This window comes from Daejeonella sp. (genome assembly GCF_037719425.1).
Taxonomy (GTDB): domain Bacteria; phylum Bacteroidota; class Bacteroidia; order Sphingobacteriales; family Sphingobacteriaceae; genus Daejeonella.
The window spans coordinates 1-14,003 of record NZ_JBBJNI010000114.1 but is presented as its reverse complement, the minus strand read 5'-3'; the positions used below and the strand labels follow the sequence as shown (position 1 = coordinate 14,003).

Genomic DNA, 14,003 nt, shown 5'->3' with positions numbered 1-14,003 from the left:
GATGATATGGGTTATAGCGATTTGAGTGGTTATGGTCGTAAAGACTATACAACACCCAACCTGGATAAACTTGCCTCGCAGGGAATAAAATTTGTTAATGCTTATTCAGCCGGCCCACTGTGCACACCGACACGGACAGCCTTTATGACCGGACGTTATCCTGCAAAAACGCCTGTTGGATTAATTGAGCCACTTACTCCCACCAAAAGAGATAGCACTTTTGGACTGACTCCCGAATTCCCTTCAGTAGCCACTTTAATGAGAGCAAGCGGTTATGAAACTGCATTAATCGGAAAATGGCATTTAGGATTTCTTCCCAAGCACAGTCCCGTTAATAATGGATTTGACTATTTTTTCGGCATTCATAGCGGTGCTGCCGATTATATCTCGCATAAAGGTGATGGACGAACACATGACCTCTATGAAAATGATTCACCTGTAAATCCCGAAGGCTATCTGACTGATTTATTTTCTCGAAAAGCAGTTTCTTTTATTAAACAGAAACACAACAAACCATTTTTTCTGACACTTACATTTAATGCTCCTCATTGGCCTTGGCAAGGTCCTGCAGATAAGCCTTATGATGATGCGGTAGACTTTAGAAGTGGGGGTTCTGCATCTACCTATGCTGCTATGATGAAAAGTTTAGATGATGGAGTTGGAGAAATCATGAGGGCTTTGGATGATAAGCAACTAGCCAATCAAACAATTGTATTTTTTACCAATGATAATGGTGGAGAAAGATATTCTGACAACGGAGGCCTTGCAAAAGCAAAGAACTCTTTATGGGAAGGCGGAATCAGGGTGCCTGCATTTGTTAGATGGCCAAACAAAATTAATGCTGCTATTACTACACAGCAGGTAGCGACTACTATGGACTGGACAGCTACTATTTTATCGATTGGAAAAGCAAAGGCAAACAGTAACTTCCCATTAGACGGTATAGACCTTATGCCAATAATGACTGAGAAGAAAAAAACGGTAGAAAGAACAATTTTCTGGCGCACATTTCAACGAGCTAAAGAAAAAGCTATAAGAGATGGAAAATGGAAATACTTACAAGATGAAAAAGGAGAATATCTGTTTGACCTGCTTGCTGACCCGGGTGAGAGATTTGACCTTAAAAAAGAACAAAAAGCTACTTTTATTCGCTTGAAAAAAAAATATGCTAAATGGGAAAAGACTGTCCTGCAACCGATTCCGTTATAAATTTTATATGCCTCTCAGCCTTTGGTTAGCTAATTGGCTTCAGTTCCAGTAGGCAAATACATTGTGCAATTGAATAAACAATGAACTTTAATTTATAAATTTAGTTTCAGTTACGGGTTGACGATTTTCCAGTTCCGCCACATCGTCAGGCCGTACTATTAGCAGCCATAAATGACACATCCATTATACTATATTAAAAAGAATAGAGAGGCAACTATCCTCTTGATGAGAAATGTATTCTTCAGCTTTATTGTTGTTGTCTTCAACCCCTTTATTGTACTCTCCCAACCAGACTCAATTGACTCTTTTATCGAAAGAAATATTGAAAGTCTTCACATCCCCGGTGCTTCAATAGTTGTTACAAGGCAAGGTAAAATTATTAAGAGCGGCGGCTATGGAATGTCAAACCTGGAATTAGACGTGCCTGCCTCCACTAAAACGGTTTATGAAATTGGGTCAATGACAAAACAGTTTACTTCTATGGGCATAATGATGCTCGTGGAAGAAGGTAAATTGAGCTTAGACGATAAGATAACCCAACTTTTCCCAGCTGCGCCCCGCGGCTGGCAAAACATTACTGTACGACATTTGCTGACACATACCTCCGGTATCCAAAATCATGTAGCTGTACCAGGCTATCTTGGCGTGTTTAAATCCAATCTTTTTCATGAAGGCTTCCCTGATAAGAAAGACATTCTAAAAATTGTTTTTTAAGCTGCCACAGGAATTTAAACCTGGGGAAACCTGGGCCTACGACAATACCGGCTACTATTTACTGGGGTTGATTATTGAGCAAAAAAGTAAACAAACTTATTGGGATTTCTTAGAACAACGTATTTTCAAGCCACTGGGCATGATCCACACACGAAACACCGACACAAAAGAACTTGTGCTGAACCGTGCGGCTGGTTATCTCTGGTTGGACAATAGTTATAAAAATCAAACTGTTCTGTGGCCGTTTGTAGGATTTTCTGCGGGGAGCCTGTTGTCTACTGTTGAAGATTTGGCTTTGTGGGACGCTGCTTTATATTCAGAGAAATTGGTGAAAAAGGCGACGCTTGAGCAAATGTGGCGGGCTGCAAAGGACAAAGACGGAAGTTTGCTTCCTTACAATTCCGGTTATGGCTGGTTTACTGATAGGTATCACGGTCATCGGATTATACAGCACAGCGGCGGCACATTGGGTTTCTCGTCTGTGATATATCGTTTCCCGGACGATACGCTCACTATTGTCATACTGACCAACCATGCAGATAAGATGATTGACCAGCTAGCCCTGGATATTGCCGGGATGTATATACCCGCTTTGAAAAGACCAATGGCGATCAGTGACCCGTCACCTATAGTAACAGACCGATTAAAGGCTCTTTTTTCACAATTGCTAAAGGGACGTTATGACCCCGTAGAATTCACACCAGCTATGAACGCTTTTCTAAAAACAGCTACCAGTAAGTCTTTATGGGAATGGTTTGACTCTTTTGGAAAAACTGGAACATTTCTCTTATCTGACCATGAACAAAAGGAAGGAATAGACGTGCTTCGATACCGGATACAATTGGGTGAAAATATTTATCTTTTTACCATCAGCATTGGAAAGAATGGTAAAATATCACAGATTTATTTTTCATAGGAATATATTTCTTCAACGGCTGCTAACATTGGTATCAAATAGTGGGGCTCAAAATTAGAAAAATCACTTATACAGTCCTGCGATTCGGGCCTTGACGAATGAAACCTAGCCGTAGTTCTGAATACTTGTCTTTAGCAAAACCCAGGCAAAAGTTCCGGAAAACTCCAACTTATCCTCCATGAACAAGCTTCCCATAATCTTAATCTATTCTCGCCTTGCAATGGGGCTGGCCATAATATTTTTAAGCATTTACCAGGTGAGCAATTACCGATATATTGCAATTACATTCTTATCTGTTGGCTTATTAACTGATATTTTCGATGGCATAATTGCAAGGCGGTTAAATATTTCAACGGAGAATTTACGGCGGTTGGATTCCACAATCGACCAGATTTTCTTCATTTCATTTGCGATTGCTACATATATCCAATGCCCGGGCTTTTTTAAAGCAAATTCAGTTCAATTAATAATATTACTAGCCTTTGAAGGCCTAGCCTACGTGGTTTGTTTTTTGAAATTTAGAAAAGAGATCGCCACCCATTCCATTGGTGCGAAGTTTTGGACTCTGCTGCTTTTTGCCACCCTGGTACAAATAATTTTACAATGCCAATCAGTAATTTTATTTAGTATCTGCTTTTGGGTTGGGTTGGTAACACGGCTGGAAATTATTGCAATTATTTCAACATTAAAGAAGTGGACACATGACGTCCCTACTTTTTATCATGCACTTAAACTCCGGAAGGGGCAGGAAATTGAGCGTCATAAGTTGTTTAACGGGTAGTAAAATACGACACGAATAATTATGGATATTTTGGTGTCATTGAAAAGCCAATAACAGATAAAAATAAAAAACTGAACTCTATGAGAAAATTGATTTCATTTATGCACATATCGCTTGACGGTTTTGTTGCGGGACCGAACGGAGAAATGGACTGGATTATAGTTAATGACGAAATTTTTAATTATGTCGGTAAGCGGATAAGCGGAGGCGACACTGCTTTATATGGACGGGTAACTTACCAGATGATGGAAAGTTACTGGCCTACCGCAGCAGACAACCCAACAGCCAGCAAGCACGACATTGAACATTCAAAGTGGTATAGTAAGGTTCACAAAGTTGTTTTATCAAAAACCATGAGAGAAGCGGACCTGACTAACACAAAAATTATCAGCGACAACCTTTCGGACAGAATAAATGAAATAAAACAATCCCCCATTGGCGGGAGTGACATTCTGGTTTTTGGCAGCCCGACAGCAACACATTCACTTATTCAACTGAACTTAATTGACGGCTACTGGCTATTTGTTAATCCGGTTATCCTTGGGCGCGGCATTCCTTTGTTTACAGACATTAAAGAGAAAATAAAATTAAACCTGGTGAATAGCCATCAATTTAATTGCGGAGTAACGGAACTGAATTATAAGGTAGAAAGACAATAGCAATGAATACAACACCTGAACATAATGACCGGATAGCAAAAATGACCTTTAGTTCTGTTTATCCCCATTACGTCAAAAAAGTTGAAAGGAAAGGCAGGACAAAGGAAGAATTGCACCAGGTAATTAAGTGGTTAACGGGATTCGATGACAGGAAACTGCAAGAACTGATAGACCAGCAAATTACATTTGAAACATTCTTTCAGCGGGCAGATCTCAACCCTAACGCTAATTTGATAACCGGATTGATTTGCGGCTACCGGATAGAAGATATCGAAAATACCCTCACCAAACAGGTAAGGTATATGGACAAGCTGGTGGACGAATTAGCAAACGGCAAAAAGATGGAAAATATCCTAAGAAGCACTTAAAAAAGATAGTTTATTTTTGCCTTCTGAGGACAGGGTAACGATTAACAGAATTTTAACCCCCCTTAAGTTGCTGCTTGTAGAGCAAAGCATAAAATTACAAAGCAGAAAGTAATAAAAATTGTAATTTCACTGGTAATCACACCATTACATATGAAATTTCACTTACGGCTGGTAGGCTTGCTAGGGATACTTATTACCCTTTCGAACGCATCTTTGGCCCAGGATAGAATAACCATCGGCCCCGATTATAAGATCGATCCAAATTTAACAGATCTGGGAAAACCCAAAGGGAGCTCTTTCGAATTCTCCATGCGGCTTGCTGACAGTAAGATCTTCCGCGGAGATGCCCCTACTCTAGACCCTAAAAAAGCTGTACGTGAAAACAGAAGGATCTTTGTTTATATACCTGCTGCTTATAAAAATGGCGTAAAGGCGCCTATACTCGTTACGCTCGACGGTCCAAACCGCCTGCCCCTAATTCGTAATGCTGTCGATAACCTGATTCCTGAAAAGAAATTACCGGCTTTCATCACTATTGCTGTGGAGAATGGAGGCAATGACGGCAAAGGCAGCGAGCGCGGCCTCGAATATGATACCATGTCCGACAGCTTCGCCCGGTTTATAAATGATGAGGTATTGCCTGCTGTACTGAATAATGCAGATATTAAAGCCAAATACCCCAACATTGCATTTACTGCCGATCCGTGGGGTAAGGCCGTATTAGGATGCAGCTCAGGAGCGGCAGCAGCGCTATCGATGGGCTGGTTCCGTCCGGACCTGTTTCGCCGTATTGTTTCCTTTTCCGGGACCTTTGTTGATCAGCAGGATGATGATGCACCCGAGGAAAAGATCTATCCTCTTGGAGCCTGGGAATACCATTCTGGTATGAAGATTATCCAGAGCTCTCAAAAGAAACCTCTTCGCATTTTCATGCAGGTATCAGACAAAGACCTGGGTGCTACAGCACCTGAAGACGGATATCACAATTGGGTAATGGCTAACGACCGCACAGCCAATGCACTCAAGGCAAAAAGTTATGATTACCGCTATGTATTCAGTCTCGGCACCAAACACTGCGATCCTAAAGTGACTCAACAAATACTTGCTGAAGCGTTAGTTTGGACGTGGAGAGGGTATAAAGGGAAATAGGCAGACCTGTAACCCACTGACTTTTGTCAGGAGCTAAGTGGCTTCAAAACACACACGAAAGCCGGAACCTCCACTCCCTATTATATCTCCTGCAAAATAGAGGGGTTCGGGCCAATGGCCTTAAAATCGGAATTTGTTAGAAAAGCATAGGTAGAAGTAGTAATCGGTAACCGGTAATCAGTACTGACCCACCGATCACCGAATACCGAATACTGACTACGCTTACTGACCACAGTTTACTTACTCAAAACGGCCTAAATTCATAACCTTGCTCCAGGCTGCGATAAAGTCCTTTACAAACTTATCCTTGCTGTCTTCACAAGCATAAACCTCAGCAATGGCGCGAAGTTCAGAGTTTGAACCGAAGATAAGATCAACACGAGAACCTGTCCACTTCACCTGACCAGTCTTACGATCACGGCCTTCAAACACCTTTTGATTATCTGAAGTTGCTCTCCAGGTAGTACGGAAGTCAAGTAAGTTTACAAAGAAGTCATTAGTCAGAGTGCCCGGACGATCTGTGAAAACTCCGTGAGTTCCCTGATCGAAATTGGTATTCAGGGCACGCAAGCCACCAACAAGAACAGTCATTTCCGGAGCCGTCAATGTCAGTAATTGAGCTTTATCAACCAGCATCTCTTCTCCTGCGGGTGTGTGATGGCCCTGCTGATAGTTTCTGAAACCGTCTGCTTTAGGTTCTAATGCCGAAAAAGATGCAACATCTGTCTGCTGTTGTGATGCATCAGCTCTGCCCGGTGTGAACGGAACCTGTAAATCATAACCTGCGATCTTCGCAGCTTGTTCTACACCAGCGCATCCGCCCAGAACGATCAGGTCGGCAATGGAAACTGTCTTGTTGAAATCCTTTTGGATTGACTCAAGCTTCTGCAGAACAGCAGCCAGCTGAGCAGGGTTGTTAACTTCCCAGTTACGCTGAGGCTGCAAACGAACACGGCCTCCATTAGTGCCTCCGCGTTTATCAGAATCACGGTAGCTTGAAGCCGATGCCCAGGCGGCCGATACTAACTGAGAAACAGATAGACCGGACGATAAGATCCTGCCTTTAAGATCAGCAATATCCTGATCGTTTATCAGCTCATGAGAAACTGCTGGGACAGGATCCTGCCAAAGCAACTCCTGCTGGGGAACTTCGGGCCCCAGATATCTTTCTTTCGGCCCCATATCGCGGTGAGTAAGCTTGAACCATGCTTTTGCGAAAGCATCAGCAAATTGTTCAGGATGCTCATGGAAGCGCTTTGAAATTGGCCCGTAATTCGGATCCATCAATAAAGCTAAATCTGTAGTAAGCATGAACGGTGCATGCTTTTTTGCCGGGTCATGTGCATCCGGCACAGTACCCGCACCGGCATTGTCCTTTGGTTTCCATTGGCTTGCTCCCGCAGGGCTCTTGGTAAGCTCCCACTCAAAGCCGAAAAGGTTATCAAAGAAATTGTTGCTCCATTTAGTTGGAGTTGTAGTCCAGGCACCTTCCAGTCCACTGGTAATTGTATCGCCAGCATTACCGGTACCGAAGCTATTTCTCCAGCCCAGGCCTTGCTCTTCAATGCCAGCACCTGCAGGCTCTTTCTCAATATATTTGCTTGGATCGGCAGCACCGTGAGTTTTACCAAATGTGTGACCACCGGCAATCAGGGCAACTGTTTCTTCATCGTTCATAGCCATGCGACCGAAAGTCTCGCGGATATCGCGCGCAGATGAAATCGGATCCGCATTACCATGCGGACCTTCCGGGTTTACATAGATTAAACCCATTTGAACAGCTGCAAGAGGGTTCTCAAGTTCGCGCTCACCAACATGGCGCTCATCGCCCAGCCATTCGTTCTCAACGCCCCAATAGGTATCCTGCTCAGGCTCCCAGATATCTTCACGACCGCCGCCAAAACCAAAGGTTTCAAAGCCCATAGACTCCAGCGCGCAATTACCGGCAAGTATCATGAGATCTGCCCATGATATTTTCTTTCCGTATTTCTGCTTGATGGGCCACAGCAATAAACGGGCTTTATCAAGATTCGCATTATCCGGCCAGCTGTTAAGCGGCGCAAACCGCTGTGAACCTGAACCGCTTCCGCCACGACCATCACTGATGCGATAAGTACCGGCGCTATGCCATGCCATACGGATGAAGAAAGGGCCGTAGTGACCATAATCTGCCGGCCACCAATCCTGTGAATCAGACATCAAATCGAAAAGGTCTTTCTTTACAGCGCTCAGATCAAGTTTCTTAAACTCCTCAGCGTAGTTGAAATCCCTGTCCATCGGGTTAGAAAGCGTCGAATGCTGACGAAGGATGTTTAAGTTCAACTGATTTGGCCACCAGTCACGATTTGTCATGCCACCGCCTGCACTGTGCTTTAGCGCGCCGCTGGAAAAAGGGCACCTTGCGGCAGTTTCGGTGTTCATATCGCCAACTTTGGCGTCGTGGTGCGCTTGAGGATTATCTTGCATGTTAATGAGGTTTAAAGTCTGATCTTCAAATCTACAATAAACATTGGCTAGTGATTATTCGAATAATTGATGACGGTATAGAGAAAATCTATGAGATATGAACAACTATAGGTAGCACATGAAATATCCGCGGCGAAGGGAGGTTTATCCAAACTCTTCGTAACGAGCCCTTACGAAGTTAAATAGTCCGTAAAAAATTAACCCTATCCCAATAACGGCAAGCAAATAAGTACCATAGTCACTATGACTAAGCAAACTAAAAGCCTTTGGAGTGTCACCAGTTTCAGATGAATTAGAGCTGAGTGCGGCCTGGAAAAACAAATAAGAAAATAGCAGCCATACTATGCCTCTTGCCACATACCCGATTTTTCCCGCGCTCAAAAAGATAGGTTTTGCTTTGGCTGGGACAGACTTATTAACGTGTTTACGATACTTTTCAGATAGGCCGTAGTAGATCTGATAAATACCTACCGCAAGGAATATAACCGCAACAAGCCCTACAAGCCACTGTCCAAGAGGCTTGGAGAGCAATTCCTGAGTAGCTTCCTGGGATCTGTTACCGGAGCCTTTTTTGCGAAAAACAAGCATGTTAAATGCTTGTACAGCGAGCGAACCGTAGACGAGCCCGCTAAAAAGGTATCGTCCCCTGACAAGGAATCCTTTCATATCTTTCCCCTCATTCCCTGTATCGGCAAAAGCCTGAATAATACGCCATATAAAATAGCACACCAGACCTAAAACCACCACCCACAACAGGATGGTTCCGGCAGGCTGATCGTAGATAAAATCAAAAACTCCCGATTTACTGGTGTTTCTGGAAGATTTTCCATTGATTCCGAACGCTGCCATAAAAGCCAGAGCTCCCAGTAAAACATACACGATTCCTTTGGCTGTAAGCCCTGCCCTGGCAATTGGCTTCATATTGCGCGTTAATGTATTTGACTTCATATTTATTTAGAACGATCGAGATAGTTTGATGCAGGAAAACATTATAACCATCATTTAGGGTATTTGTGTGGCAGATCCAGCATTTAAAGATGTTCCATTCATATTGCAAACCACCCCTGTCGATAAGCTGACCGGGTTAGTATGGCGCATGTTTTCATTTTCGGTGGAAACCGGGTCGACAAATAGTGTATATTTAGGAGAGCAGTGGGTGGGATATCGGCCGCCTTTTGCGCTTATGCCATCGAAATTTGAGACATTATTACACTACTCCAAACAGTTTGCTTACAGAATATGTAAGGACAGTTCTGATAATCGAAGGATTCTCTGAATCTTGTTCTCAAGATCTTCCGATATTCACAAACGGATTGCCTACCCTTTTTTGCAGAACGAAGAAAGACCAGAGCTCTGGATTTGAGAGAATTGTGCAATTGACACTTTACGGGATGTCGGCGCCTCCTGAATGCTGGGTAACCGATGAGAAGACTACTGTTATTGCCTGGTTTTTTAAGCCCTTTGTATTGCCAGCATTGTTCAATATTTCGGCAAAGGACTTAAAGATCGCACCTGTAGAATTTTCTCACCTGAGTCCCCATAAATTCAATTCTATTAAAACCCAAATAGCTTATGCAGATTCTACGACACAAAAAAAGGAGGTCATCGAAAATTTAATACTTGAGTATTTAAACCAGCACAGCAGGACATGTAAGATCATTCAATCTGCAACCGAACAGATCATGAATAATCCGGGCGGACATATTATGGCTGGAGTAATTGAGGATCAAAATATTACTGAGCGAACCTTTCAGCGAATATTTAAAAAGTTCGTAGGCGTTACGCCAACTCAATTCAGGCGCATTTGCCAGTTTCAACAATCGTTCGGACAATTGCGGTCAAAGCAGTTCAGCAAAGTGTCGGATGTTGCCTTTGATAACCACTTTTCAGATCAAAGCCACTTTATCCGCTCATTCAAGGAATTTGCTCAAACAACACCCAACGATTATCTAAAGAAAGGCTTAACAGGCAAAGGGAAATAATGTCGGTTTTATTCTATTCTATAGTCAGACGCCTTCATAGGTTTGCTATGAACAAAAGACAATAATATGAACAAACAAATTACGCCATGCCTGTGGTTTGATGGTCAGGCAAAAGAAGCAGCTACATTATATTGCTCAGCTTTTGAGAAATCGAAGATCACTTCACAATCACCTATAGTAACTGAAATAGAAGTATCAGGCTATAAGTTCATCCTTCTTGATGGCGGGCCTATGTACAAGCCTAATCCGTCTATTTCCTTTTACGTGATCTGCGAAGATAAAAAAGAGCTTGAGCATGCGTGGAACACCCTAGCCAATGAAGGCAAAGTATTAATGGCCCTGGACAAGTATCCGTGGGGAGAGAAATATGGATGGATAAACGATAAATTTGGCATTTCATGGCAGCTGGCATTAGGGAAGATAAGTGATGTAGGACAAAAGATAAGTCCTTGCCTGATGTTTACCAACAAACAATATGGGAGGGTCGATGAAGCTATAGCGCATTATTCTTCTATTTTTAAGAACGCGGAAGTGGACGGCATCCTTCGGTATGAGTCAACCGAGTCCGCTAGCGAAGAAGGCAAAGTAAAGCACGCACAAATTGGGCTAAACGGACAAAAGATGATGTTGATGGAAAGCGCCGCAGCTCATGATTTTACTTTTACAGAAGGCATATCGCTAACGGTGTATTGCGAAACTCAGGAGGAAATAGATTTCTACTGGAAAGAGCTTACGGAAAATGGACAAGAAAGCATGTGCGGGTGGCTAAAAGATGAATTCGGGGTTTCGTGGCAGATAATCCCAAGCGTGCTTGGAAAAATAATGAGTGATCCTAAAAAAGCGGGCAAAGCTGCTCAGGCATTTATGTCTATGCGGAAGCTGAACATTGAACAAATTGTACAATCCTCGATATAGAAAATGAGTCTGCAGGTTCTATCCCTCAGAAAATACCCTACGTCTAAATCGTGTGGCGCTGGATAGCCTAATTTGTAACCAATGGGGAAACATCCGGCCGATGATAACTGTTATTCCCAGATGGCTCAATTACGATCCCGTTACACCTATCTGGATGGCGTTAATTGGTGATGTACCAGGATTTAAACTGCGGCGGAATTTAATCTCCGAGATACGAAGACATCAGATAGATAGAAATTTATTTCTTCGCAAAAAGAATGTTAGTTGATGCAAGGCTTGTAAGTACTGTATATTTGCTGCGCAAGTTTAATTGCCATGAACCTTAAGAAACCGTTGTTTTCCAAACATGTCCTTGTTCAAAACAGGTGAGTTCGGCTTTGAAAGATAAATTCTTCATACCATTTGATGAATCGGCCAACTCTTATCCCCTGCCGGAAAGTTTTGTGCTACAATCAACGCCACATCCCTTAGCCTTGCATGCTGCTGAACATTTGCAACATTATTTAAAAACCCAAACAGATTGGGATCACAACTTTGGTTTAACACCAGACCAGAAAGGTGCAGTGATTGGAAAGATGTTTGGCGTCCTGGTTATAAAAAACTCACACAATGAGCTCGGCTATCTCGCTGCATTTTCGGGAAAACTGGCTGGCGGTAATGAGCATAGTAAATTTGTCCCGCCTGTATTCGATGGCCTTACAGACCAAAGCTTTGTAAATGAGGGAATGAAAGCCCTTACCCAGATAAATCTTGAAATTAAGGCGATTGAGGAAAGGAAACCCGCAGGGTACGAAGATCAGATCAAAATACTTAAATTGAGACGCAGAAACCATTCTAACTCACTGCAGCATCAAATATTCGATCACTATTTCTTCCTGAATCAGGCTGGTGAGAAAAAGAGTCTGACGAATATCTTCAAAAAAGCTCAGTACAAAAATCCTCCCAGCGGAGCCGGAGAATGCGCCGGGCCGAAGCTGCTTCAATATGCTTTCCAGCACAACATGACACCGATCACTCTTACTGAATTCTGGTGGGGCTTATCTCCTAAATCAGATCAATGGAAGCATGGCCATTTTTATCGCTGCTGTAAAGAAAAATGCGAGCCTATTTTTGACCATATGCTTGACGGATTAGTTGATATGATCTGAAACATAATCCAGAGATTGTATAACGGATTATAATACCTTTTCGAAGGGGTGTATGCCTCCATCATCAAATGTTACTTCTTTGAGGTCCAACAAAACGAAGTGGCAGCAATCATAAGATCCTGCCACTTCATTTAATTTAATATTTGAGGTCTATTAGAACTTGATATTGCCTCTTAACTCCCCACTTGTGACAGTTGAGCTATGGATGTTTAAATACCACTTACCTGCTAAAAGCTGTGCAACCTGAACATCGGTCAAGGCTATGGTTGTACCAGAAATTGTTCCGGTATTAGCAGTTGTAAATCCGGTAATGCCAAACACAACAGCCGAATTTTTTAGATCTGAACCATCTTCAGCACCATGAAAGTGCATGTTCGCTGTGGTTGCCGATGATGAACCCAGTGTCCAGGTCATGTTGTAATTAATGGTTTTAAGAACAGGATCAAATATCAGTTTGGCAGAGCCGGTCCCGCTGCTTGTGATGGCTGGTGTTTCCTGAGCCCCGCTAAGGGTAACAGTCACTCTCTTCATGTTATCGACTGGTTCGTCATCATCTTTCTTACATCCGTAAAAGGAAGTGGTCAGTATCGCGCACAAGGCAAATACCGTTAGCAATTGGTTTTTAAAAATAGCTTTCATAAAATTATTTTAGTTTGTTTTTGGTTTGGTTACTACGAGTACGTTGGTTTTCAAAAAAGGGTTGCTTGCATATTTACTGAGTTTGTACAAAGGAAAGTCAAAGGAGAGCAATACCTAATCGCCCGGCTTGAAATAAAATTAATTCATAGACGTCTTTTCGATCATTAAATATAACAATGATAATCAAATCCACGATGCAAAATGCATTTAAAAGAACATATTTTTCAGCTTAGAGACTGTCTATCAGTTAAGTATTTCAAAACGGTATAGATGTTAAATAATTCGTTGAGGATCATGAGCGAAAAATGCTTAGATATCAGGAACTTTTCGTTTACTTTATACAAGCATTTTACCAAATGACAGTATGAATGACCCAGATCAGCCATCGGATCCGTTGTACAAATTCGAACATTTTTTTGAATTATCCCCCGATTTGCTGTGCATAGCCAGTTATGATGGTTATTTCAGGCGAATTAACCCAGCAGTTTCCAAACTGCTCGGATATACTAGCGAAGAGCTTCTGTCACAGCCTATCAGCACCTTCGTCTACGATGAAGACAAGATAATTACTAAAGCTTCGAGGGAAGTCGTTTTGAATAGCGTTCCTCTCTTCAATTTTGAGAACCGTTATCAAACGAAAGATGGTGAGATCGTCTGGCTGTCGTGGACTTCGATGCCCGCTCCAAAAGACAAGCTGGTGTATGCGATAGCCAAAAATGTTACGGCGAGGAAAAAACTTGAGGAGGAACGGATCCAGCACCTGGCAAATCTGACCAACATAAATAAGGAATTAAAACATCTTAATTATACCACGTCTCACGACCTAAGGTCACCGGTAAATAATCTAATTTCCTTACTAAGCCTTCTGGATGTCAACAAAATAAGCGACCCAGAGATCAGAGAGTATATAGAAGTTTTAAAAACGACTACGGACAGCCTAAGTGAAATTTTGAATAATTCGGTGGATAATTTGATCCAGAAAGAAAGGCTTCCGGTTGATACAGATCAGGTAAGAATTTCTCACAGCCTGAATTCTGTTCTGGTTTCGATAAAGTCT

General features: G+C 42.4%; 14 protein-coding genes. 11 read left to right on the top strand and 3 right to left on the bottom strand.

Going from position 1 to position 14,003, the window contains the following annotated elements:
* The 7 genes from WKF69_RS14195 to WKF69_RS14165 form a co-directional block, all read left to right on the top strand.
* Positions 1–1,209: sulfatase-like hydrolase/transferase (locus WKF69_RS14195; protein WP_340382734.1), on the top strand; the 1,209-nt coding region annotated here is incomplete at its 5' end.
* Between the two features lie 171 nt (positions 1,210–1,380).
* Complete coding sequence (locus WKF69_RS14190; protein ID WP_340382733.1) at positions 1,381–1,923, top strand: serine hydrolase domain-containing protein; 543 nt, start codon at positions 1,381–1,383, stop codon at positions 1,921–1,923.
* Positions 1,913–2,839 carry a serine hydrolase domain-containing protein gene (locus WKF69_RS14185; RefSeq protein WP_340382732.1) on the top strand — a complete coding sequence of 309 codons (927 nt, stop codon included), beginning with the start codon at positions 1,913–1,915 and terminating at the stop codon, positions 2,837–2,839. Before WKF69_RS14190 ends, WKF69_RS14185 begins: the two co-directional genes overlap by 11 nt.
* A gap of 178 nt (positions 2,840–3,017) precedes the next feature.
* The gene (locus WKF69_RS14180) at positions 3,018–3,620 is read left to right on the top strand and encodes a CDP-alcohol phosphatidyltransferase family protein (RefSeq protein ID WP_340382731.1); all 603 of its coding nucleotides are present in this window, start codon (positions 3,018–3,020) and stop codon (positions 3,618–3,620) included.
* Positions 3,621–3,700: 80 nt separating this feature from the next.
* Positions 3,701–4,279 (top strand): dihydrofolate reductase family protein, encoded by a 579-nt coding sequence (locus WKF69_RS14175; protein WP_340382730.1) that lies wholly within the window; start codon positions 3,701–3,703, stop codon positions 4,277–4,279.
* 2 nt (positions 4,280–4,281) lie between these two features.
* Positions 4,282–4,647: a DUF2200 domain-containing protein gene (locus WKF69_RS14170; RefSeq protein ID WP_340382729.1), complete on the top strand. Its 366-nt coding sequence runs from the start codon at positions 4,282–4,284 to the stop codon at positions 4,645–4,647.
* A gap of 150 nt (positions 4,648–4,797) precedes the next feature.
* Positions 4,798–5,796 carry an alpha/beta hydrolase-fold protein gene (locus WKF69_RS14165; RefSeq protein WP_340382728.1) on the top strand — a complete coding sequence of 333 codons (999 nt, stop codon included), beginning with the start codon at positions 4,798–4,800 and terminating at the stop codon, positions 5,794–5,796.
* A 240-nt stretch (positions 5,797–6,036) separates the two neighbouring features.
* Here WKF69_RS14165 and katG read toward each other — a convergent pair whose 3' ends face one another.
* Both katG and WKF69_RS14155 read right to left on the bottom strand, forming a co-directional pair.
* Positions 6,037–8,262 carry a catalase/peroxidase HPI gene (gene katG, locus WKF69_RS14160; protein WP_340382727.1) on the bottom strand — a complete coding sequence of 742 codons (2,226 nt, stop codon included), beginning with the start codon at positions 8,260–8,262 and terminating at the stop codon, positions 6,037–6,039.
* A gap of 144 nt (positions 8,263–8,406) precedes the next feature.
* A complete protein-coding gene (locus WKF69_RS14155) occupies positions 8,407–9,210 on the bottom strand; it encodes a DUF1206 domain-containing protein (protein ID WP_340382726.1) in 804 nt (267 codons plus the stop codon).
* A gap of 248 nt (positions 9,211–9,458) precedes the next feature.
* On the opposite strand from WKF69_RS14155, the gene WKF69_RS14150 reads away from it, so the two are divergent.
* The 3 genes from WKF69_RS14150 to WKF69_RS14140 all read left to right on the top strand — a co-directional run bounded on the left by WKF69_RS14150 (position 9,459) and on the right by WKF69_RS14140 (position 12,307).
* On the top strand, positions 9,459–10,244 hold the full coding sequence (locus WKF69_RS14150) for an AraC family transcriptional regulator (protein ID WP_340382725.1): 786 nt from the start codon (positions 9,459–9,461) through the stop codon (positions 10,242–10,244).
* Positions 10,245–10,310: 66 nt separating this feature from the next.
* Entirely contained in the window at positions 10,311–11,159 is an 849-nt protein-coding gene (locus WKF69_RS14145; protein WP_340382724.1) for a VOC family protein, read from the top strand.
* A 377-nt stretch (positions 11,160–11,536) separates the two neighbouring features.
* Entirely contained in the window at positions 11,537–12,307 is a 771-nt protein-coding gene (locus WKF69_RS14140) for a hypothetical protein (protein ID WP_340382723.1), read from the top strand.
* Between the two features lie 153 nt (positions 12,308–12,460).
* Here the strand turns inward: WKF69_RS14140 and WKF69_RS14135 are convergent, their stop codons facing one another.
* Positions 12,461–12,946 carry a CHRD domain-containing protein gene (locus WKF69_RS14135; protein ID WP_340382722.1) on the bottom strand — a complete coding sequence of 162 codons (486 nt, stop codon included), beginning with the start codon at positions 12,944–12,946 and terminating at the stop codon, positions 12,461–12,463.
* A 364-nt stretch (positions 12,947–13,310) separates the two neighbouring features.
* Between WKF69_RS14135 and WKF69_RS14130 the strand changes: the two genes are divergently transcribed.
* The coding region (locus WKF69_RS14130; RefSeq protein ID WP_340382721.1) for a PAS domain S-box protein at positions 13,311–14,003 on the top strand (693 nt) is incomplete at its 3' end.